The sequence below is a fragment of the Sinomonas sp. B1-1 genome, from assembly GCF_050474465.1.
Lineage (GTDB): Bacteria > Actinomycetota > Actinomycetes > Actinomycetales > Micrococcaceae > Sinomonas > Sinomonas flava.
The window spans coordinates 544387-565702 of the sequence record NZ_JBCHVF010000001.1; the positions used below are offsets into that span (position 1 = coordinate 544387).

The 21316-nt window shown below is 71.5% G+C and carries 18 protein-coding genes; 2 read left to right on the forward strand and 16 right to left on the reverse strand.

The features are described 5' to 3' along the window. Positions 1-13 precede the first annotated feature (13 nt). From ACQ5BE_RS02540 to ACQ5BE_RS02585, 10 genes are all read right to left on the reverse strand, one after another. Positions 14-1309, reverse strand: coding sequence for a hypothetical protein (locus tag ACQ5BE_RS02540; protein WP_430295348.1), 1296 nt, complete (start codon positions 1307-1309; stop codon positions 14-16). Between the two features lie 5 nt (positions 1310-1314). Beyond that, entirely contained in the window at positions 1315-1938 is a 624-nt protein-coding gene (gene nadD, locus ACQ5BE_RS02545) for a nicotinate-nucleotide adenylyltransferase (RefSeq protein ID WP_430295349.1), read from the reverse strand. Between the two features lie 80 nt (positions 1939-2018). Beyond that, positions 2019-2261, reverse strand: a complete 243-nt coding sequence (locus ACQ5BE_RS02550; RefSeq protein ID WP_208712688.1) for a hypothetical protein — start codon at positions 2259-2261, stop codon at positions 2019-2021. Positions 2262-2363: 102 nt separating this feature from the next. Further along, positions 2364-3713 carry a glutamate-5-semialdehyde dehydrogenase gene (locus tag ACQ5BE_RS02555; protein WP_430295350.1) on the reverse strand — a complete coding sequence of 450 codons (1350 nt, stop codon included), beginning with the start codon at positions 3711-3713 and terminating at the stop codon, positions 2364-2366. A 44-nt stretch (positions 3714-3757) separates the two neighbouring features. Beyond that, positions 3758-4888, reverse strand: a complete 1131-nt coding sequence (proB, locus tag ACQ5BE_RS02560; RefSeq protein WP_430295763.1) for a glutamate 5-kinase — start codon at positions 4886-4888, stop codon at positions 3758-3760. Continuing rightward, on the reverse strand, positions 4878-6479 hold the full coding sequence (gene obgE / locus ACQ5BE_RS02565) for a GTPase ObgE (protein ID WP_430295351.1): 1602 nt from the start codon (positions 6477-6479) through the stop codon (positions 4878-4880). Before obgE ends, proB begins: the two co-directional genes overlap by 11 nt. Before the next feature lie 175 nt (positions 6480-6654). Beyond that, positions 6655-6906 carry a 50S ribosomal protein L27 gene (gene rpmA / locus ACQ5BE_RS02570; RefSeq protein ID WP_208712691.1) on the reverse strand — a complete coding sequence of 84 codons (252 nt, stop codon included), beginning with the start codon at positions 6904-6906 and terminating at the stop codon, positions 6655-6657. A 53-nt stretch (positions 6907-6959) separates the two neighbouring features. Next, a complete protein-coding gene (gene rplU / locus ACQ5BE_RS02575; RefSeq protein WP_208712996.1) occupies positions 6960-7271 on the reverse strand; it encodes a 50S ribosomal protein L21 in 312 nt (103 codons plus the stop codon). A 271-nt stretch (positions 7272-7542) separates the two neighbouring features. Then, a complete protein-coding gene (thiD, locus tag ACQ5BE_RS02580; protein WP_430295352.1) occupies positions 7543-9063 on the reverse strand; it encodes a bifunctional hydroxymethylpyrimidine kinase/phosphomethylpyrimidine kinase in 1521 nt (506 codons plus the stop codon). A gap of 2 nt (positions 9064-9065) precedes the next feature. Next, positions 9066-12494 carry an Rne/Rng family ribonuclease gene (locus ACQ5BE_RS02585; protein WP_430295353.1) on the reverse strand — a complete coding sequence of 1143 codons (3429 nt, stop codon included), beginning with the start codon at positions 12492-12494 and terminating at the stop codon, positions 9066-9068. Positions 12495-12884: 390 nt separating this feature from the next. Between ACQ5BE_RS02585 and ACQ5BE_RS02590 the strand changes: the two genes are divergently transcribed. Further along, positions 12885-13559 (forward strand): vitamin K epoxide reductase family protein, encoded by a 675-nt coding sequence (locus tag ACQ5BE_RS02590; protein WP_430295354.1) that lies wholly within the window; start codon positions 12885-12887, stop codon positions 13557-13559. A gap of 82 nt (positions 13560-13641) precedes the next feature. On the opposite strand, the gene ndk is transcribed toward ACQ5BE_RS02590, so the two are convergent. The 4 genes from ndk to ileS are packed head-to-tail and all read right to left on the reverse strand — an operon-like array spanning position 13642 to position 19301. Beyond that, the gene (ndk, locus tag ACQ5BE_RS02595; RefSeq protein ID WP_208712694.1) at positions 13642-14061 is read right to left on the reverse strand and encodes a nucleoside-diphosphate kinase; all 420 of its coding nucleotides are present in this window, start codon (positions 14059-14061) and stop codon (positions 13642-13644) included. 58 nt (positions 14062-14119) lie between these two features. Then, on the reverse strand, positions 14120-14560 hold the full coding sequence (locus ACQ5BE_RS02600) for a DUF4233 domain-containing protein (RefSeq protein ID WP_430295355.1): 441 nt from the start codon (positions 14558-14560) through the stop codon (positions 14120-14122). After that, positions 14560-15933, reverse strand: coding sequence for a bifunctional folylpolyglutamate synthase/dihydrofolate synthase (locus ACQ5BE_RS02605; protein WP_430295356.1), 1374 nt, complete (start codon positions 15931-15933; stop codon positions 14560-14562). The genes ACQ5BE_RS02600 and ACQ5BE_RS02605 overlap by 1 nt, the downstream gene beginning before the upstream one ends. Further along, positions 15930-19301, reverse strand: coding sequence for an isoleucine--tRNA ligase (gene ileS, locus ACQ5BE_RS02610; RefSeq protein WP_430295357.1), 3372 nt, complete (start codon positions 19299-19301; stop codon positions 15930-15932). Before ileS ends, ACQ5BE_RS02605 begins: the two co-directional genes overlap by 4 nt. Positions 19302-19646: 345 nt before the next feature. On the opposite strand from ileS, the gene ACQ5BE_RS02615 reads away from it, so the two are divergent. Next, complete coding sequence (locus ACQ5BE_RS02615) at positions 19647-20153, forward strand: hypothetical protein (RefSeq protein WP_430295359.1); 507 nt, start codon at positions 19647-19649, stop codon at positions 20151-20153. Here the strand turns inward: ACQ5BE_RS02615 and ACQ5BE_RS02620 are convergent. Continuing rightward, on the reverse strand, positions 20137-20916 hold the full coding sequence (locus ACQ5BE_RS02620; RefSeq protein ID WP_430295360.1) for an SDR family oxidoreductase: 780 nt from the start codon (positions 20914-20916) through the stop codon (positions 20137-20139). The genes ACQ5BE_RS02615 and ACQ5BE_RS02620 overlap by 17 nt on opposite strands. A gap of 9 nt (positions 20917-20925) precedes the next feature. Beyond that, positions 20926-21279 carry a DUF488 domain-containing protein gene (locus ACQ5BE_RS02625; protein ID WP_430295362.1) on the reverse strand — a complete coding sequence of 118 codons (354 nt, stop codon included), beginning with the start codon at positions 21277-21279 and terminating at the stop codon, positions 20926-20928. Between the last annotated feature and the right edge of the window lie 37 nt (positions 21280-21316).

Here is a 21316-nt window from a genome sequence, read left to right on the forward strand (position 1 = left end):
TGGTCGCGGGCAGCTAGCTGCTGCCCAGCACGATGATGACGATGGCGACGATGAGGGCCAGGATGCCCACGGCACCGATGCCCAGCAGGATGAGCCGCTCACGCTCCGCTCGGCGTGCCCCGGACTGCGCGGCATCGAGCGGAGTGAGGCCGTGGGCGCTGCGGGCCGAGACGGGTGCGCCCTCCGGAAGCTCCGCCGGGGCCCGCCGTTCGGCCGGCCGCCTCTGCTGGCGGTCCGTCTGGCCGGTGGTGATGGGCACGTGCGTGGTCGTCGGGGGCTTCATGACGGGGTGCGGGACCCCGGGCACGTTGACGAACTCAAGCGGCGTCACCATCGCGAGGTTGTCCGTCGCGGTGGGCGTGGGCGCCTTCCGCGCGGGAGCAGCGGTCTCCCGCCGGCTCTCCTCGGCCAGACGCTGCTTGGCCTGGGCGCGACGGTTCAGGATGGCGGCACGTTCGGCCATCCTGACCTGCTCTGCGAGCACCTCCGGGTCGACGTCGGTGCCGTCGCCCCCGCGCTGGACCTCGAGCATCGCGGCCTGGTTCTTCGCCTGCTCCTTGAGCAGCTCGCGCGCGGCGGCGATCTGCTCGTGGCTGAGCTTGCGGAAGGACCCGGTCTCGGGACCCAGCGCGGGCGTGACGGTGAGCCCCTGCGGGACGATTCCCTGCATCGCCGTGGGCGGCGCGGGGTCGACTCCGGGAACCGGAACCCTCGTTTGGGGCTGGGCGGCCGACGCCGCCGGCTGCGGAGCCCCCGCGCCCGGGAGGGGCCCACGGGCCTCGCTCTCGGCACCATGAGGTGCCGCCGAAGACGCCTCCGGGGGGACGACCCGGGGCACCTTGCCGGTCTCCCGCTCCCGCAGGGCCCGGCGCGACGGGTAGGGGCTGGACGAGCCCTGGACTGCCTGCTCCTTCTCGGCGAGCTCACGGAGCATGCGCTGCGCCGCCCGATCGCGGGCCCTCGCCTGCGAACTGCGCTCGGGTCCACCCTGTCGGACGCTGTCGGCCGGCACGTCCAGCGCCCGGCGGGCACGCACAGCGGCCGTCCGGTCCGTGACCGGCTCCGACGGCTGGGCGGCCGGCATGGTCCCGTCTCCGAGGGGCCGCGCCTCGGCTTCCGCGGCCGCATGGGCGGCTGCGACTGCCGCCGCGTGCGCCCGCGCAGCCTCGGCCTGCGCCGCGGCCTTGGCGCGCGCCTCGGCCTCGGCCTGGGCTGGGGTGAGCCGCGGCTCCTGCCCCGTCGCTGCAAGTCCAGCCTGCGCGAGACGCCGCTCGCGCCGGCTCGTGATGGGCTTCTCCTCGTTGCTCATGGCTGTCACCGCGCAGCTGGCGCTGCGTCTCCTGCCTCTCCGTGCTTCTCTCCTGCCGCGTCCCCGCCCGGACCGTCCCGGTACAGGCCGTACTTGGCGATGTACTGCACGACTCCGTCCGGCACCAGGTACCACACCGGTTCGGCGACGGCGACGCGGGCCCGGCAGTCAGTCGACGAAATGGCCATCGCGGGCACCTCGAGCAGGCTCACGTCCTTGCGCCCCAGATTGTGGAGCTCATGGCCCGGCCTCGTCACGCCGACGAAGTGGGCGAGCTCCCACAGCTCGTCGACGTCCTTCCAGGACACGATCTGCGCCATCGCGTCAGCGCCCGTGATGAAGTACAGGTCGGCCTCGGGGCGCAGGCGCCTCAAGTCGCGCAGGGTGTCGATCGTGTAGGTGGGCCCGGGACGGTCGATGTCCACGCGGCTGACCGTGAAGCGCGGGTTCGAGGCCGTCGCGATCACCGTCATGAGGTAGCGGTGCTCGGGCGTGCTCACGCGGCGCTTGGACTTCTGCCACGGCTCACCGGTCGGCACGAACACAACCTCGTCGAGGTTGAACTTGGACGCGACCTCGCTCGCCGCCACGAGGTGGCCGTGGTGGATCGGGTCGAAGGTGCCGCCCATGACGCCCAGGCGGACTCGACGTCCGCTCCCGCGCTGTCCTGACGGCGCCACAGCCTCTGCCGGGGCCAACGCCAGAGGGCTCAGTGGCCCTGGCCGCGGTCGTGCTTGTTCGGGTGCTGGCGGTGCGGGTCCGCGTGCTCCTCGATCGCCGAGTGACGGCGGCCCAGGTTCGAGTAGGACATCGTCACGAACATGAGCACGACGAAGATCGCGAACAGCGTGACACCGATCACCCACGGCTCGGCGATGAGCGGAGCCTTCTCCTCGTGCCCACCGGCCTGGCCGGACGCGATGACTGCGGTGCTGATCAGCGTTGCCAGCATGGTCTCCCCTTCAGAGTCGTTCTCACGGCTTCCGCGGCGCCGCGGACCGTGCGGTCCGCGGCCTTGCGGCGCCTGTTGCTGAAGATCATCCTACCCCGCGGCTCAGGCGCGAACCTGCCCCTCGCCCTGCACGATCCACTTCGTGGTCGTGAGCTCGGTCAGGCCCATCGGACCGCGCGCGTGGAGCTTCTGCGTGGAGATGCCCACCTCCGCCCCGAGGCCCAACTCGCCGCCGTCGGTGAAGCGGGTCGACGCGTTGACGATCACCGCCGCGGAGTCGATCTCGGCGATGAACCGCTCGGCGTTGCGGAGGTCGTTCGTGATGATCGCCTCGGTGTGGCCGGTGCTCCAGCGGCGGATGTGCTCGAGGGCGTCGTCGATCGAGTCGACCGTGGCCACCGCGAGGTCGAGGTCCATGTACTCGGTGGCCCAGTCATGGTCGGTCGCGGCCTCTGCGCTCACGCCCTCCGGGAGCGCGGCCATCGTGCGGCCGTCGACGTGCAGGCGGACGCCCTTCTCGGCGAGCGCCCGGGCGACGGCGGGAAGCACCGTCGAGTCGCGGTGGACGAGCACCGTCTCGACGGTGTTGCACACGCTGGGGCGCTGCGTCTTGGCGTTGAGGAGGATCTCCACCGCCATCTCCTCGTCGGCGGAGGCGTCGACGAAGATGTGCACGTTGCCCTCGCCGGTCTCGATGACGGGGACGGTCGAATTGAGCACGACGCTCTGGATCAGCTCCCGGCCGCCGCGCGGAATGAGGACGTCCACGCGGCCGCGGGCGCGCATGAGGACATTCGCGCCCTCGCGCCCGTAGGCGTCGACGCTCTGCACGGCGTCGGCGGGCAGCCCGACCGAGTCGAGGGTGTCGCGGAGGATCGCGACAAGGGCGGTGTTGGTGTGGGCAGCTGCACTCCCGCCCCTGAGGATCACGGCGTTGCCGCTCTTGAGCGCGAGCCCGGCGATGTCCACGGTCACGTTGGGGCGGGCCTCGTAGATGGCGGCGACGACGCCCATCGGGACGTTCACCTGGCGCATCCGCAGCCCATTGGGCAGCGTCTGGCCCCGGACCACGGTCCCGACGGGGTCAGGCAGGCCCGCGAGGTTCTCAAGTGCGGCGACGAGCCCGTCGATCCGCTGGGGGGTGAGCGCGAGCCTGTCGAGCAGGGCCTTCGACGTCCCGGCGGCGCGCCCGGCCTCGAGGTCCTTCGCGTTGGCCGCGAGGATGGCGTCCTCGTTCTCCCTCAGGGCCGCGCCGATCGCGCGCAGCGCGCGGTCCTTCCAGGCCCGGTTGGCGCGTCCGATGGTCCGCGACGCCCGGCGTGCGCGGTCGCCGATGGCGAACACCGCAGACTCGACGTCCGCTGGCGAGAGCCTCGGCTGCTCGGAGGCCGCGGGGGATGCTGCGGCGCTCGCCTGCTCGGCGGGGACGGTCTCGTGGGCGGTGTCAGTCATGGACCAAGTCTACCGAGCTGGCCCGCCGCGCGAGGCGCTCTGCGTCACACCAGCACGAGGTCGTCCACGTGCACGAGGACGCGCTCGTACTCGGGCCCGAGCTCCCGCCCGAGGTCCTTGGTGGAGCGCCCGAGCATGGCCGGCATCTCGCCGGCGGAGAAGTTGACGAGTCCACGGGCCACCACAGTCCCCGCCGAGTCGGCCAGTTCCACCGGGTCGCCCGCCTCGAAGTCGCCTGCGACGGACGTCACCCCGGCGGGCAGCAGCGACCGGTGGCGGTCCCGCACGGCGCGGACGGCGCCGTCGTCCAGCACGAGGGTTCCCCGGGTCGCCGCGAGGTGGGCCAGCCAGAGGAGCCGCACCGGCTTCCGGCGGCCGTTGACGCTGAACCAGGTGCCCACGTCCTCGCCGGCGAGCGCCCGTCCGGCGGCGGCGGTCGAGGTCACCAGCGCGGGGATGCCCGAGCCTGCGGCGATGGCGGCCGCCTCGACCTTCGTGGCCATGCCGCCCGTCCCCACGCCGGCCTTGCCGGTGCTCCCGATCCGTACGCCCTCGAGGTCATGGGAACCGCGCACATGCTCGATGCGCTCCCCGCCCTCGGATGGGGGCCCGGTGTAGACGGCGTCGACGTCCGAGAGCAGCACGAGCGCGTCGGCATGGACGAGGTGCGCCACGAGGGCCGCGAGGCGGTCGTTGTCGCCGAAGCGGATCTCGTGCGTCGCGACGGTGTCGTTCTCGTTGACCACGGGCACGACGCCGAGGTGCAGGAGCTTCTCGAGCGCGCGGTGCGCGTTGGCGTACTGGGTGCGCCGGACGAGGTCGTCCGCGGTGAGCAGGACTTGGCTCACCGTGACGCCGTGCGCGCCGAAGGCCTGGGTGTAGCGGGCCATGAGGAGGCCCTGGCCCACGCTCGCGGCTGCCTGCTGGGTCGCCAGGTCCTTCGGGCGCCGCTCGAGCCCGAGAGGCGCGAGCCCAGCGGCGATGGCTCCCGAAGACACGAGCACGATCTCCGCACCGGCGTTGGCGCGGTCTGCGAGCGTGTCGACGAGGGCCGCGAGCGCGCGCTCCGAAATCCCGCCCCGGATGGTCGTGAGCGAGGAAGAGCCGACCTTGACCACGATCCGCTGCGCCTGGGGCAGCCATTCGCGCCCGCGCACGAGCGGCTCAGCGGTCATTGTCATCGGCCCACTCCCCCTCGTCCACCTGCTCCCGCGCCGCGTCGCGCTGCGAGGCACGACGGCGCGTGGACTCGGTCCAGATCCCGGCACGCCGCTCGGCCTCGAGCTCCTCGCGGGCCGCGGCCTTGGCGGCCTTGCGGTCCTCGTGCTCCTCGCGCTTCTGGGCACGGGTGGGCCGCTCCCAGTCGGCGAAGCGGATGTCCGTCCCGCGCGGCCCCGTGAGGACCTCGGCACCGGTCATCATGGTCGGCTCCCAGTCGAACACGACGGCGTCGTCCTCGCCGATCACCACCGTGTCGCCGGGCTTCGCCCCGACCTTGAACAGCTGGTCCTCGACCCCGAGGCGGTTGAGCCTGTCGGCGAGGTAGCCGATCGCCTCCTCGTTGGCGAAGTCGGTCTGCTTGACCCACTTCTCGGGCTTGTCGCCGAGCACCCGGAACAGCGGCTCGAGGTTGCGCTCCTCGCGGCGGATGGTGAACCGGGCTTCGTTGACGGCCCGGGGACGCAGGACGGCGGGGGCCACCTTGGGCGGGGCGGTCCGGACGGCGTCGCGGGCGGCCTGGACGATCTCGGCCATCGCGAAGCCGAGCGCCCTGAGGCCTGCGTGTGAGGTCGCCGAGACCTCGAACACCCGGTACCCGCGGCGCTCGAGCTCGGGCCGGACCATCTCGGCCATGTCCTTCCCGTCGGGGAGGTCGGTCTTGTTCAGCGCCACGAGCTTGGGGCGGTCATTGAGGGGCACCACGTCCCCGTCGACCCCGGCGTAGCTCATGTCCACGGCGTACTTCTCGAGCTCGCGCTCGATCACGTCGAGGTCGTCGATGGGGTTCCGCTCCGCCTCGAGGCTCCCGCAGTCCAGGACGTGGACGATGGCCGCGCAGCGCTCGACGTGGCGGAGGAAGTCATGTCCCAGGCCGCGGCCCTCGCTCGCGCCCTCGATGAGGCCGGGGACGTCGGCGATGGTGAAGCGCACGTCGCCGGCCTGCACCACGCCCAGGTTCGGCACGAGGGTGGTGAAGGGGTAGTCGGCGATCTTGGGACGCGCCGCGGACATCGCCGCGATGAGGCTCGACTTCCCCGCCGAGGGGTAGCCGACGAGGGCGATGTCGGCGATGGACTTGAGCTCGAGGACGATGTCGCGGGTGTCCCCCGGGATGCCGAGGAGGGCGAATCCGGGCGCCTTGCGCTTGGCGGAGGCGAGCGCGGCGTTGCCGAGGCCGCCCTGGCCGCCGGCGGCCGCGACGAATTCGGCCCCCTCGCCGACGAGGTCCGCGAGGACTCTGCCGTCGGGGGACTTCACGACCGTGCCGTCCGGCACCGACAGGACGAGGGTCTCGCCCTGGTGGCCGACCCGCCAGTCGCCCATGCCCGGGCCGCCGTTCTGGGCGTGCCGGTGCGGCGAGTGATGGTAGTCGAGGAGGGTTGTGGTCTGGTGGCTCACGCGCAGGACGACGTCGCCGCCGTTGCCGCCGTTGCCCCCGTCGGGCCCGCCGAGGGGTTTGAACTTCTCGCGCTTGACAGAGACGCAGCCGTGCCCGCCGTTCCCGCCCGAGACATGCAGGACCACGCGGTCCACGAAGCTGGCCACTTCATTCTCCTTAGCTGTTCGGGTCTGACCCGATTCTAGTGTTCGCTGCCGCCCGGCCCCAGAAGGGGCCCGGACACAGCAAAGGGTGGAGCGGACCGAAGGCCCACTCCACCCTGATGCTCACCTGTGCGCCCGAAGGCGCAGGCCGCGTGTGCGGCCTTCGCGTCGGTACCTGCTACGCAGCGACGATGTCGACGACGCGACGGCCACGGCGGGTGCCGAACTGGACCGCGCCGGCCGTGAGTGCGAAGAGGGTGTCATCCTTGCCGCGGCCCACGCCGTTGCCGGGGTGGAAGTGCGTGCCGCGCTGGCGGACGAGGATCTCGCCGGCGTTGACGGACTGGCCGCCGAAGCGCTTCACGCCGAGGCGCTGGGCGTTCGAGTCGCGGCCGTTGCGGGTGGAGCTTGCGCCCTTCTTATGTGCCATGAGCTGTGCCTCCCTGGGAGAATCGTGTCAGGTCTGGGTGAACCGGTGAGGGTTCAGGCGTTGATGCCGGTGATCTTGACCTTGGTCAGCTCCTGGCGGTGGCCCTGGCGCTTCTTGTACCCGGTCTTGTTCTTGTACTTCTGGATGATGATCTTCGGGCCGCGGAGGTCCTCGAGGACCTCGGCGGTGACCGTCACGTTGGCCAGCTCGGCCGCTGCGGAGGTGACCTTGTCACCGTCGACCACGAGCAGGGCGGGCAGCTCGACGGTGCTTCCGGCCTCGCCAGCCACGCGGTTGAGGGTCACGAAGTCTCCGACAGAAACCTTCTCCTGGCGGCCGCCGGCGCGGACAATCGCGTACACCACTTGGGAACTCACTTCTCTCGACGATATTTCTAAAGCTCTTTGCGCGCAGCGCCCGGGTCCCACACCGAAGCATGGTCCGTCAGGCGCTCTTGCTGTGCTTCTGCCGTGAGTCCGCGAGGGGAATCCCTGGGATGACACCCAAGTGACGGCGCAAGCACCGAGGATCAAGGATACGCCAGTCCTCCGCCCGGTCGCAAATGCGCCGGGGCCAGCCGCTCAGGCCGGAAAGCACGCAGGGTCCAGTCTAGCCCATCCCGAGCCCGGCACGGACTCACGCGAAGCGGCGCGGCGCGTCGAAGAACTCGCGCTCGTAGACCGCTGAGGAGGTGAAGGCCGTGCGCATCGCCTCCCGCTCGGCGGCGGAGGCCCGGCGCCCCGCCGCGTCCGTGAAGGAGATGGCCCGCCGTGTCGCCTCCGCGAACCGCTCGTCTGCGTAGGTGCCGATCCACTGGGCGTACGGGTGGGATTCCCTGTCCTCGCGGGCCGCGTGGCGCGCATGGAGCGCGGCGCCCACCTCGGCGTAGATCCAGTAGCAGGGAAGGGCCGCTGCCGCGAGCACGCCGTAGGAGCCGGACGCCGACGCGGCGAGCAGGTGGTCCACGTACGCCTTCGTCACAGGGCCGGGGACCGCGCCGCCGGTGCCCCGGCCGCCGCCGGAGGACGCGGCGTCGTGCGCGGCGTGGCGGCTGAGCCAGGTCCGGTGCAGCTCCGCCTCGACCTCGAGGCACACGCGTGCCCCTTCCGCCCAGAAGGCCTGCTCGGCCTCGGATGGCGCCAGCGCGCTCGCCCGGGCCAGGACCCGCGAGTAGCCGTTCAGGTACATCGCGTCCTGGGAGAGGTAGTAGGCGAAGTGCTTCTCGGAGAGGCTGCCCTCATCGAGCTGCGCGACGAACGGCAGGGCATCGATCTCGGCGCGGACCTTGGCCGTGGACTCCCACAGCGAGCCGGCGAACTCGCCGGGTGCCAGAGGGACCGCGGCGCGCGCGTGGTGGAAGTGGTGGATGGGCCCGTGCCCCGAGCCGACCTCGAGCTCGTCGGAGGCCTCAAGGGCGCCGCGGAGCCACTCCTTGACCACGGCGAGCGAGCTCGCCCAGTCACCCGTGCGGGTCTGGACGGTCGCGATCGCCGAGGACAGCGAGCAGCCCGTCCCGTGCGTGTTGCGGGTCGGCACACGCTCGCCCGGGATCTCGACGACGACCGGCGACCCCACGGCCTGGGCGTCCACGAGGGCATCGGGGCACTCCGCGCCGTCGAGGTGGCCGCCCTTGACCAGGACGGCCGCGCCGGTGCGCTCGGACAGCCGCCGGCCCTGCTCGAGGGCCTCGCCCCACGTTGCGGCCACCGGCTCGGCGAGCAGCGCGGCCAGCTCGGGCAGGTTGGGCGTGACGAGGTGCGCGCGGGTGAGCAGGTCGCGCAGCGCGTCCTCGGCGTCGGCCTCCAGCAGCCTGTCGCCGCTCGTGGCGACCATGACAGGATCGAGCACGACGACGCCCGGCTGAGTCGCGTCGAGCCAGTCGCGGACCGCAGCGATCACCGCCGTGTCGGCGAGCATCCCGACCTTCACGGCGTCGACCGCGATGTCGTCGGCGATCGCCTCGAGCTGCGCCACGAGGAACTCCGCCGGCGGGGTATGCACCGCCGTGACGCCCCGGGTGTTCTGCGCGGTGAGCGCGGTGATGGCACTCATCCCGTACCCGCCCATGGCAGCGATGCTCTTGAGGTCGGCCTGGATGCCGGCCCCTCCCGAGGGGTCGGAGCCGGCGATGCTGAGGACCCGGGGAACGCGGGCCACGCTCACAGCTCCGACGCCGGGACGCCGACACCCAGGATGAGGGGCTCGTCGCCGGAGCCGGACGGCGCCGGGCTCGGCTTCGCGGCGGCCTTGGCCGAGCTCGTCTGCCCGCCGACCGCGCCCTCCGTCGCGTCGACGCGCGTTACCTCGGCCGATCCCTGGCCGCTCCGCGCGCCGCGGCTGCGGCGGCGTCGGCCGGTCTTCTCCTCGCCTGCGGGAGCATGGCGCTCCCCCGTGAGCTGGTCGAAGGCGTGGGTCAGCGCGTCGAGGCTCAGCGCCGGAGCCGGGGCCGGGGGCACCGGCACACTCTCGCCGTGGGGCAGTTCGATCCGCTCGCCACCGATCGTGAGCACGGCCGGGGCCAGCTCCGCCGCAGCCGAGGCGGCCGCCGGGGTCTCCGACGTGTGGACGTGCTCGACAGCTGCGGCGACCGGCGGCACAACCGGCTCGGGCGCCTCGGCCTGCCGGGCGTCCTCCTGAGCCGGGGCCGCAACGGCAGCGCTGGCCTCGTGGGCCGGTGCCGGGGCCACGGTTCCCGAGCCCCCCGAGGCGGCCACCTCGTCGTCGTGCACGTGTGCAGCGTGGGCGGCGGCGGCGACCGCGGCGAGTGCCGCGCGGGTTGCCTCCGCGCGGGCCTTCCGTTCGGCGTCGTCCGCCGGCGGCGCGGCCGCAGGCGCCGGGACCGGCTGAGGCTGGGCCTCGCCGTTCTGGGCACCTCCACGGCGGCGGCGCTTGCGGCCGCCTGCCGAGCCGCTCTCCGTGCGGACCGGCTGCTGCTCGGCAGCGGGGACTGCGGGACGGGCTCCCCCCCGCTCGACAGGCTCGTCGTGGGTGATGACCCCGCGGCCGGCGCACACCTCGCAGGTCTCGCCGAAGACCTCGAGCAGGCCGGTGCCCATGCGCTTGCGGGTCATCTGGACCAGTCCAAGAGAGGTCACTTCGGCGACCTGGTGCTTCGTCCGGTCGCGGCCGAGGCACTCGACCAGGCGCCGGAGCACGAGGTCCCTGTTCGACTCCAGCACCATGTCGATGAAGTCGATGACGATGATGCCGCCCACGTCGCGCAGGCGCAGCTGCCGGACGACTTCCTCCGCAGCCTCGAGGTTGTTCTTGGTGACGGTCTCCTCGAGATTGCCGCCGGAGCCGGTGAACTTGCCCGTGTTGACGTCGATGACCGTCATGGCCTCGGTCCGGTCGATCACGAGCGAGCCGCCGGAGGGCAGGAAGACCTTGCGGTCGAGGGCCTTGTGGATCTGCTCGTCGATGCGCCACTGGGCGAAGATGTCCTCGTCCGCCTCGTACTTCTCGAGGCGGCCCAGGAGATCCGGCGCCACATAGGTCACATAGGCCTCGATCGTGTCCCACGCCTCTTCGCCGCTCACAATGAGCTTCGAGAAGTCCTCGTTGAACACGTCGCGGACCACCTTGATGGTCAGGTCCGGCTCACCATAGAGCAGCTCAGGCGCGAGCACCTTGGTCGAGGCCGCCTGGGTCTGGATCGACTCCCACTGGGCGCGCAGCCTGTTGATGTCGTGGGTGAGCTCCTCCTCGCTCGCACCCTCGGCTGCGGTGCGCACGATCACGCCCGCGTCCTCGGGGAGGCGGTCCTTGAGGATCTTCTTGAGCCGGGCGCGCTCGACGTCGGGCAGCTTCCGCGAGATGCCCGTCATCGAGCCGCCGGGCACGTAGACGAGGTAGCGGCCGGGGAGCGATATCTGGCTCGTCAGGCGCGCGCCCTTGTGGCCCACCGGGTCCTTCGTGACCTGCACGAGCACCGAGTCGCCGGACTTGAGGGCGTTCTCGATGCGGCGCGGGGCACCATCGAGGCCCGCGGCGTCCCAGTTGACCTCGCCGGCGTACAGCACAGCGTTGCGGCCGCGGCCGATGTCGACGAACGCCGCCTCCATGGACGGCAGGACGTTCTGGACCTTGCCGAGGTACACGTTGCCGATCAGCGAGTCCTGCTGCGTCTTGGAGACGAAGTGCTCCGCGAGCACCCCGTCCTCGAGGACGGCGATCTGGATGCGGTCCTCCTTCTGCCGGACGACCATCTGGCGGTCCACGGATTCGCGCCGCGCCAGGAACTCCGCCTCGGTGATCACATGGCGCCGGCGGCCCGACTCGCGCGATTCCCTGCGGCGCTGCTTCTTCGCCTCGAGGCGCGTCGAGCCCTTGACGGTCGCCACGCGGTTCCCCGCGGACTCCGACGGGGTGCGCGGAGCGCGCACCCGGGTGATGGTTCCGGGCGGGTCGTCGTCGAGGCCGCCCTCGAGCTCGAGGTCGGCCTCTCCCCTCCGGCGCCGACGGCGGCGGCGCGAGGTGACCTCTTCGCCCTCGGCCTCGGCTGCCTCCGAGTCGCCGTCGCCTTCGTCACCGGCCGACTCGGCATCCTCGCCGCCCGTCCGCGTGCGGGCGCGGCGGCCGCGGTTGCGGCGTCGGCGGCGGCTGCCCGCGCCGGCCTCCTCGTCCTCGTCCTCGTCCTCTTCGGCTTCCTCCTCCGGCTCCGGCTCCGGCCGGACGATCGCGCTGAGATCGGGTGCCTGGAAGATCATCGAGGTCGGCGAGAGCGCCGAGCTGAAGAGCCCGGGGAAGCCGGAGCCCTGCTCCTCGTCGTCCACCCCGTGCTCCTCGGACGCCGCCGCTTCCGGGGCGGCCGCGGTCTCGGCGCTCGCCGCTTCCGGCTGGGCGGGCGAGGAGCTCTCGGCCGCGGGCCGGTTCGCCCCGGCGGCCGGGGCAGACGCGGTCTCCGCGGCGGCAGGCGCCGCCGGAGCGATCTCCGTGGCCACCGTCTCAGTGCGGCCGGCTGCCTCCTCCGCGGGGGCAGTCTTCGCGGGGGCGGCCTTCGTGGGGTCGGTCTGCGTGGGGTCGGACTGCGCGGCGGCGGAGCCGCCTGCCGCCGAGCGCGACACCGTCGCGCGGCGGCGCGCACGGACCGAGCTCTTCGCCCGCGGCGCCGAGGCGCCTGGGTCCGCTTGGGCCGTCTCCGGCTCGCTGGCATCCGGCGCCGCCGGCGTTGCCGCGGCGGACTGTGAATCGGCCTTGGCCGCAGCCGCCCGGGCGGACGTGCGCCGCCGTGAGCGCCCCGGCACCTCTGCGGGGGCTTCCTGCTGTCCGGTGGCAGCAGCCGTCGCAGACGGCGCCGCCTCCTCGCTGCGAGCTGTGGGCCCGTCGGACGGGGTGGTCTGCCCGGCCCCGGCGATGGGTTCCTGGGCGGGATCCTCCGCTGCCGGGGCTTCTGCCTTGCGGCGGCTCCGCGTCGCCCGCTTCGGCTTGGCGGGCGCCTCCTCGGCGGCGCCCGTGGCCGTGTTCCCCTCGTCGGGACGGGCGTTCTCGGCGGCCCGACGGCGCGTGCTGCGGCGGGGCTTGTCCTGTTCCACCTCGGCGGGGGACGTTTCAGGAGCCGTTTGGCCGGCCTGCTGTTCGATATCCATCTGTGCGTACTCCAAAGCCGCCCCGGGCAACCCCCACATACGGCACCCGTGGCGGCGCCACGAGCCGGCACCCGCGGGCGCCGACGAAAGTCAGTTCGTTGCCCGTGCGACTCGGTCGCGCGGGCCGGTGCCGCGTACAACCCGCCTCCCGTGAGGGCCGGCCAGGTGCCGCTCCCGCCCAGGGCCCCGCGGGGGATCTGTGGATCCCGGAGGGGCGTGCATAGGCCGGCGGTCTTCTCGCTGTACACCGGACCAGCCACTGCATGTGGGGCAGTGCCCGGCCACAGGCATTGTCTCACACACCGGCGAGCCGGTGACGGACCTTCGGCCCAGCTTCCCACCAGACCGCGCGCCTACAATCGAGGCATCCGCCCAGGAAGGACCTCCTGAATGACACCCCATACCGACACGGGCCGCGCGCAGACCGTGCCCGGAAGCAGCCATGTCGAATCCCGCGCCGGCGCCGGCGCCGACGTTCCCACCATGGCCAGGCGCGTCCCGTTCGCGTGGCTCGTGCTCATCACGAGCGTCGGCGGCTGGATCGCCTCGGGCATGCTCGTGCTCGAGAAGATCGAGAAGCTCCGGGACCCCGGGCACGTGACGGTCTGCGACGTCAACCCGTGGATCTCCTGCGGTGAGGTGATGGACACGTGGCAGAGCCAGGCGTTCGGCTTCCCCAACATGTTCATCGGCATCGTCGCGTTCGCGGTGACGCTCACGACGGCGATGGGCCTCCTCGCCGGCGCCACCTTCAGCCGCTGGTACTGGATCGGCCTCCAGGTCGGCGTGACGCTCGGCTTCGCATTCGTCGTGTGGCTGTGGAGCCAGGCCCTCTACGCGATCGGCATCCTCTGCCCGCTGTGCATGGTCGTGTGGTCGATGATGATCCCGCTGTTCGTGTGGACCACAGTCCGCAACCTCGTCCACGGAGTGATCCCCGCTCCCCCGGCGCTCGCCCGCGGTCTCGCGGACTGGGGATGGATCATCGTCGCCATCCTCTACGTCGGTGTGATCGCCTCGATCTTCTTCCGCTTCATCCACATGTTCATCCCGTCCACGATGTAGCCTGCCCCGCCCCGGGGACGACGGCGGCCGGTGACTTCCGCGCGGAAGTCGCCGGCCGCCGTCGTGCGCAGGAACGGGGTGGTCAGGCCCCGAACCAGATGCCGATCTCGCGCTCGGCCGATTCCGGCGAGTCCGAGCCGTGGACCAGGTTCTGCTGGACCTTCAGGCCCCAGTCGCGGCCGAAGTCGCCGCGGATCGTGCCGGGGGCTGCGGCCGTCGGATCCGTCGCACCGGCGAGGGCGCGGAAGCCCTCGATGACGCGGTGGCCCTCGAAGACCGCGGCCACCACGGGCCCGGACGCCATGAACTCGAGGAGCGGCTCGTAGAACGGCTTGCCCTCGTGCTCGGCGTAGTGCTGGGCGAGGAGCTCGCGGCTGGCGGTGAGCTGCGCGAGCTGGGCCAGCCGGTAGCCCTTGGCCTCGATGCGGGCGAGGATCGTGCCGGTGAGGCCGCGGGACACGCCGTCCGGCTTGACGAGGACGAGGGTGCGTTCGGTAGTCACAGAATCTCCTGGGGGTAAGGCAAGGGGGTCCGGGGCAAGTCTACTTTTCCCGGCCCGGCTACTTCTCCTGCTCGGGATGCTGGCGCTCCCATTCGGCCTGGGCCCTGTCCCTCTGGACGTTCTCCCGGTCCAGCTTCCCGCCGGTGCGCAGGGCGTACCACCAGGTGAGGGCCACGATGACGCCGACGAAGAACATCATGGGCTCGAGGAAGCCGAGTGCGATGAGCACGATCTGCAGGAGCCACCCGAGGCCCCGTCCCCAGGGCTTGGAGACGACGGCGCAGGCCAGGATGAAGACGGCCATGAGTCCGAACCCGCCGCCCAGCACGAGTCCCGCACCCAGTTCACGGCCCCGCAGCCCGAACAGGACGAGCGTGGCGAAGAACGTCACGAATGCCTCCATGAGGAGGATCACGGACGCGAACATCACCCGCACCGAGCGGCGCTTCTTCGGCATGCCGGGCCGCCACTCGCGCTGGGCCTTGGTGAGCCGGGCCATCATGCCTGGTCCTTCCCGAGCAGGGTGCGGGCTTCGCCGACCACCGTGATCGACCCGGTGATCAGGACTCCGCCGCCGAAGTCGCCGACCGCGTCGGCGCGCTCGACCGCGTACTCGATTGCGTCGTCGAGCTTCTCCGCAACGTGCACGGCCTCCTCGGCGTACCCGAGGTCGAGGGCGATCTCGCTCAGTTCCTCAGCCGGGATGGCCCGGGGCGAGGCCGACTGCGTGAAGCAGAATTCGACTGGGACGTCGGCGAACTCGGCCTGCAGCGTGCGCAGGATCTCCTCGGCGTCCTTCTCCCGCAGGACCCCGAGGACGATCACGAGCGTCGAGAAGTCGAAGGCCTCCTTCAGGGCCCGCGCACTCACCCGGATGCCGTCGGGGTTGTGCGCGGCGTCGACCACGATGGTCGGGGACGTGCGCACCACCTCGAGCCGTCCGGGCGAGGAGACCTCGGCGAACCCCTCGCGCAGGACGTCGGCGTCCAGCTCGCGCTCTCCGCCGCCGAGGAACGCCTCGAGCGCCGCCACAGCGACCGCGGCGTTCTGGGCCTGGTGTTCCCCGTGCAGCGGGACCGCGAGGTCCGTGTAGCGGCCGGCGAGCCCCTGGACGGTCACGACCTGGCCTCCGACGGCCACAGCCCGGGACTCGACGCCGAACTCGACGCCCTCGAAGCGGTACGGCACGCCCACCTCGCGCGCCTTGTCGAGGAGCACCTGCGCCGCGTCGACGGGCTGGGCAGCGCTCACGAGGAAGCCGCCGGGCTTGATGATCCCGGCCTTCTCGCGCGCGATGTCCTCGGTCGTGTCCCCGAGGAGGTCCGTGTGGTCCAGGGAGATCGGCGTCACAACCGAGACCGCGCCGTCGCCGACGTTGGTCGCGTCGGTGATCCCGCCCAGGCCGACCTCGATCACCGCGACGTCCACCGGTTCGTCGGCGAACACCGCGAACCCCAGGATGGTCACGCATTCGAAGTAGGTCAGGCGCGGCTGCCCGGCGGCGACGAGCTCGGCGTCGACGATGGCCAGGTACGGGGAGATCTCGTTCCAGATCCGCACGAAGGTCGCGTCCTGCACGGGCGCGCCGTCGACGCTGATCCGCTCGGTCACGCTGGACAGATGGGGGCTCGTGTACCGGCCGGTGCGGAGGCCATGGGCCCGGAGCCCTGCCTCGATCATGCGCGCCGTGGACGTCTTCCCGTTGGTGCCCGTCACGTGGATGATCGGGAAGGCCCTGTTGGGCTCTCCCAGGACATCCATGGCGCGGAACAGCGGCGCGAGCCGGGGCTCCATCTTGTTCTCGGGGGCGCGGGAGAGGAGTTCGGCGTAGACCTCCTCGACGGTGGACAGCTCGCTGAGCGGGGAGCTCACTGGGCGCCCTCCCCCGCCGAAGCCTGCTCCGCGTCGACGCGCTCGACGACGGCCGTCGGGTCGACGTCGGCGGTGAGCAGCTCGAGGTCGACCGTGAGCGTCTCCGCCTTGAGCAGGTCGGAATGGGCCATGGCGGCCTCGATCACGGCATGGCGCGCCGTGACGCTCGTGCGGATCCTGTCGCCCACCTCCAGGTCGGCGTCCTTGCGTGCCTGCTGGACCGTCCGGACGAGGTCGCGGGCGAGTCCTTCAGCCGCGAGCTCGGGCGTGACCTCGGTGTCGAGGACCACGAACCCGCCGCCGGGGAGCATGGCCACGGAGGCGTGCTCGCCGGCCTTCGCCGGATCGACCACCGTCTCCAGGGTGTACTCGGCCGGTTCGAGCGCGAGGCCGCCGGCGGTCACGGTTCCGTCCTCGGCCACGGACCAGTCGCCCGACTTGGAGCCCTTGATGGCCTGCTGGACCCCCTTCCCGAGGCGTGGGCCGGCCGCGCGGGCGTTCACCACGAGCCTGCGCTCGATCCCGAACTCCTCCTCGCTGGCCTCGGCGGCGTCGAGCAGGCGGACCGACTTGAGGTTGAGCTCGTCGGCGATCACCGCCTCGCTGCCGGCGAGCGCTGCTGCCGCGGGCACGACGACGGTGAGCTCCTTGAGCGGCAGGCGCACCCGGAGCTTCGCGGCCTTGCGCAGGGACGATGCGGCGGAGCACACGGCCTGGGTGCGGTCCATCGTCTCCACGAGGGCCTGGTCGTCGGCGAAGAGCGCGGCGTCGGGCCAGTCGGTGAGGTGCACCGAGCGGCCGCCGGTCAGGCCCCGCCAGATCTCCTCGCTGACCAGCGGGAGGAGCGGCGCGGCCACACGGCACACTGCCTCGAGCGCCGTGTACAGGGCGTCGAACGCATCGGCGTCCTCGTCGAAGAACCGCTGCCTGGACCGGCGCACGTACCAGTTGGTCATCATGTCGAGGTAGCCGCGCAGGTCGTCGCACGCGCTCGAGATGTCGTACGCGTCGAGGTGTTCCTGCATGCTGCCCACGAGCCGGCCCGTCTCGGCCATGAGGTAGCGGTCAAGGGGATCGCTGTAGCCCTCGTACCGCAGCGTCGCGTCGTAGCCGGCGCGAGCGCCGCCGTCGTGCTCCGCTGCCGCGGTGCCCGCCGAGGCGTTCGCGTAGAGCGTGAAGAAGCTGTACACGTTCCACAGCGGCAGGATGACCTGGCGCACGCCGTCGCGGATGCCCTGCTCGGTGACGATGAGGTTCCCGCCGCGCAGGATGGGGCTGGACATGAGGAACCAGCGCATCGCGTCGGAGCCGTCGCGGTCCAGCACCTCGGAGACGTCCGGGTAGTTGCGCAGGCTCTTGGACATCTTCTGCCCATCGGAGCCGAGCACGATCCCGTGGCTGATGACGTTGCGGAACGCCGGCCGGTCGAACAGGGCGGTGGCGAGGATGTGGAGCGTGTAGAACCAGCCGCGGGTCTGGCCGATGTACTCGACGATGAAGTCGCCCGGGTTGTGCGTGGCGAACCAGTCCCGGTTCTCGTGCGGGTAGTGCACCTGGGCGTACGGCATCGAGCCGGAGTCGAACCACACGTCCAGGACGTCGGGGACGCGGCGCATGGTGGACTGGCCCTCCTCCGGCGTGCGCGGGTCGTCCGGGTTGGGGCGGGTGAGCTCGTCGATGAACGGGCGGTGCAGGTCCGGCTCCCCGTCGTGGTTGAGCGGAAGCCTGCCGAAGTCGGCCTCGATCTCGGCGAGCGAGCCATACACGTCGGTGCGCGGGTACTCGGGATCGTCGGAGACCCACACGGGGATCGGCGAGCCCCAGTAGCGGTTGCGGCTGATCGACCAGTCGCGCGCGTTCTCGAGCCACTTGCCGAACTGGCCGTGCTTGACGTTGGCGGGGATCCAGTTGATCTGCTCGTTGAGCTCGAGCATGCGGTCCTTGATCTTGGTGACCTCAACGAACCAGCTGGAGACCGCACGGTAGATCAGGGGGTTGCGGCAGCGCCAGCAGTGCGGGTAGCTGTGCACGTAGCTCGCCTGCTTGACGAGGCGTCCCTGCTCGCGGAGCACACGCGTGATGGGCTTGTTGGCCTCGAAGACCTGCAGCCCCGCGATCTCGGCCAGCGGCGCCTCCCCGTTGGCAGGGGAGGCGAACATGGGCAGGAACTTGGCGCCCTCGTCCACCGAGAGGATCACGCGGATCCCGGCCGCCTCGCAGACCCTCTGGTCGTCCTCGCCGTACGCGGGGGCCTGGTGCACGACGCCGGTGCCGTCGGTCGTGGTCACGTAGTCCGCGACGAGGATCTGCCAGGCATTCTCGGTGCCCCACGTCTCCGTGTCCGTGTAGTAGTCCCACAGCGGCTCGTAGCGGATCCCGGCGAGCTCGGAGCCGAGGACGGTGCGCTCGACGGCGGCGGCAGCGGCCGCGCCGTCCCCGTACCCGAGGTCCTTGGCATAGGAGCCGACGAGGTCCTCGGCGAGGAGGAAACGCGTCCCGGGGCCGAACTCCGACACGCCCGCCTTCACCCCGTCGGGGCCGAGCGGCACGACGGCGTAGCGCACCTCGGGCCCCACGGCGAGGGCGAGGTTCGTGGGGAGCGTCCAGGGCGTCGTGGTCCAGGCGAGGGCGAGGACGCCGGCCAGCTCCTGCGAGAGCGCGGACTCCCCCGCCTTCAGCGGGAAGGTGACGGTGACGGTCTGGTCCTGACGGTCCTTGTAGACGTCGTCGTCCATCCGCAGCTCGTGGTTGGAGAGGGGGGTCTCGTCCTTCCAGCAGTACGGCAGGACACGGTAGCCGTTGTAGGTGAGGCCCTTGTCGTAGAGCGTCTTGAACGCCCAGATGACGCTCTCCATGTACTCGACGTTGAGGGTCTTGTAGTCGTTCTCGAAGTCCACCCAGCGGGCCTGGCGCTTGACGTACGCCTCCCACTCGTGGGTGTACTTCAGGACCGAGGCGCGGCACGCGTCGTTGAACTTGTCGATCCCCATCGTCTCGATGTGGGCCTTGTCGCTCATTCCGAGCTGCTTCATGGCCTCGAGCTCTGCAGGCAGGCCGTGCGTGTCCCAGCCGAAGCGGCGCTCGACGCGGCGGCCGCGCTGCGTCTGGTAGCGCGCCACGAGGTCCTTGGCGTAGCCGGTCAGAAGGTGCCCGTAGTGCGGGAGCCCGTTGGCGAACGGCGGGCCGTCGTAGAAGACGAACTCGTTGGAGCCGTTCCTGCCCGCGTCGCGGTTGTCGACGGAGGCCTGGAAGGTCTCGTCGTGCTCCCAGTAGGAAAGGACGCGCTCCTCGAGTTCGGGGAAGCGCACGGACGTGCTCGACGCCTGCGCGGCGTCGGCTGCTGTGCTGGCCTTGGGGTACACGCTCACTCGGATCCTGGCTCGCTTGATGCTGCTGGACGGGAGGACGGCGTTCGCCCGGATCGGCCGGACGGCACCGCGGTACCACCTCACTTGCCCGCGGCCGCACGCGGCCGGGGCCCCTCATTCACGGCTGTCACGGGCCTGCCCGTCCGGTTCTACTGGGCTCTGCCGCTGCGCGGCGCACCGTTCTTCCGGAAGCTCGCCGGTGATGGCCGGGTCAACGCTTTGCGTCAAGTCTACGCACGGCTCGCATTTCCTGTCGAAGAATGCTTTGTCCACCGTCTGGAATAACCATCCTCCCGGGCGGATACTGGCGGCATCATCGACCGAGGTGCACTTGAGGAGGATCCCGTGACCACCGTGGCGCAGCACCGACCAGCCCCTCTGGCGGACCGTGTCCGGGCCGCCTTCCAGCGGCTCAGGCTGAAGCACCCTCCGCGCGGAAGGACCGATCGCCGGGATGCGCTCCCGGCAGCGCGCGGGCCTTCGCCCGCCGCCGCAGCCTGGAGCCATGGACTCCGTCTCGTCATTGCGCAGTCCGGATGCCCGGTCCGCCTGGCACGCGGCGCCACCGACGCCGCAGTCCGGGCTGTCAGCGAGGGCATCGCGCAGGTCGCCGAGCAGGCCGACGCCGCGGTCCCCCTCCGCCTGGAGCTGCGGTGGTCCCCCCGGGGACTCGACCTCCGCCTCGTCAACACGCCGGGTGAGACGGGCTTCCAGCAGCTGCTCGCACTTGGCCGGGGCGTGCAGGACGTCGAGACGCGGCTCCTCGGAGAGGGCTGTGGCGCCCGTGCCGGCATGAGCCCCGACGGCTTCGCGATCGAGGCGCACTTCCCCGCGTTCAGCCGCGCCGGATGAGCTTGTGCGCCGCGGCCTGGGCGACGGGACGCACGACGATCTCGTCGAGGTTGACGTGGTGCGGGACGCTGACGGCGTACCGGACGATGTCGGCGATGTCCTCCGACGTCAGCGGTTCCTCCACGCCCGCGTACACCTTCTCCGCGGCCTCTGCGTCACCGCCCAGGCGCCGCAGCGAGAACTCCTCCGTCTTCACGAGGCCCGGAAGCACCTCGATGACGCGCACATTGTGCTCGGCCTCCTCGAGCCGCAGCGCCCGGGTCATCCCGCGCTCGGCGAACTTGGCGGCGTTGTACCCGCCACCGCCCTCGTAGGCGACGAGTCCCGCCACCGACGTCAGGTTCAGGACCGTCCCGTGCCCGGTGGCCCGCAGCATCGGCAGGAAGGCACGTGTGATCTTCATGGTGCCCACCACGTTGACCCTGAGCATCCACTCCCAGTCCTCGGTCTTCGACTCGGCGACCCAGTCCGTGCCCCTCGCGCCGCCGGCGATGTTGACCAGGGTGTCGATGCCGCCGCCGGCCTCGACCTCCCCGAGCAGGCGGGCAACGTCGTCGTCCTCGGCAATGTCGGCGGCCACCGCGACGGCCCCTGTCTCGGCGGCGAGACGCTCGAGCCGCTCTGCGCGGCGGGCGACCGCATACACGCGCCAGCCGTCCTCGGCGAGTGCCCTCACAGTGGCCTCGCCGATGCCTGTGCTGGCTCCCGTGACGACGGCGGAGCGCTGCTGATGGGTCGTGTTCGTGGGCGCAGGGTTGGTCATGCCCCCAACCTACAGCGACTCCTCGCCCAGGAGCTCGAGCAGGACGACCGCCTGATTGTGCTCGGTGTCCTTCGCCGAGTAGGCGAGCTCCACGTCGTCGTGCGTCCGGGCCTCCTCGACGAGCCGTGCGTAGGCCTCGGACCCGGCGAGCTCGTCACGGTAGCGCCGGGCGAACTCCTCGAACCGCTCGGGATCATGGTTGAACCACTTCCGCAGCTCGGTCGACGGGCCCACCTCCCTGAGCCAGAGGTCGACAGCCGCGTCCTCCTTGCTCAGTCCGCGGGGCCAGACGCGGTCCACGAGGATGCGGCGCGCACCGGTGGCGGGTGGCTCGTAGACGCGGCGAATGCTGATGCTGCCCATGGCGCCATGCTAGGCACCACTGCGCCCATGGGAAGCC

Coding starts and splice junctions, on each gene's coding strand:
- ACQ5BE_RS02600 (WP_430295355.1), bottom strand. CDS start 14,560: ATGGCCCGGCTCACCAAGGCCCAGCGCGAGTGGCGGCCCGGCATGCCG.
- ACQ5BE_RS02625 (WP_430295362.1), bottom strand. CDS start 21,279: ATGGGCAGCATCAGCATTCGCCGCGTCTACGAGCCACCCGCCACCGGT.
- ACQ5BE_RS02555 (WP_430295350.1), bottom strand. CDS start 3,713: ATGACTGACACCGCCCACGAGACCGTCCCCGCCGAGCAGGCGAGCGCC.
- rpmA (WP_208712691.1), bottom strand. CDS start 6,906: ATGGCACATAAGAAGGGCGCAAGCTCCACCCGCAACGGCCGCGACTCG.
- ACQ5BE_RS02590 (WP_430295354.1), top strand. CDS start 12,885: ATGACACCCCATACCGACACGGGCCGCGCGCAGACCGTGCCCGGAAGC.
- ACQ5BE_RS02585 (WP_430295353.1), bottom strand. CDS start 12,494: ATGGATATCGAACAGCAGGCCGGCCAAACGGCTCCTGAAACGTCCCCC.
- ACQ5BE_RS02550 (WP_208712688.1), bottom strand. CDS start 2,261: ATGCTGGCAACGCTGATCAGCACCGCAGTCATCGCGTCCGGCCAGGCC.
- ACQ5BE_RS02620 (WP_430295360.1), bottom strand. CDS start 20,916: ATGACCAACCCTGCGCCCACGAACACGACCCATCAGCAGCGCTCCGCC.
- nadD (WP_430295349.1), bottom strand. CDS start 1,938: ATGGGCGGCACCTTCGACCCGATCCACCACGGCCACCTCGTGGCGGCG.
- proB (WP_430295763.1), bottom strand. CDS start 4,888: ATGACCGCTGAGCCGCTCGTGCGCGGGCGCGAATGGCTGCCCCAGGCG.
- ACQ5BE_RS02540 (WP_430295348.1), bottom strand. CDS start 1,309: ATGAGCAACGAGGAGAAGCCCATCACGAGCCGGCGCGAGCGGCGTCTC.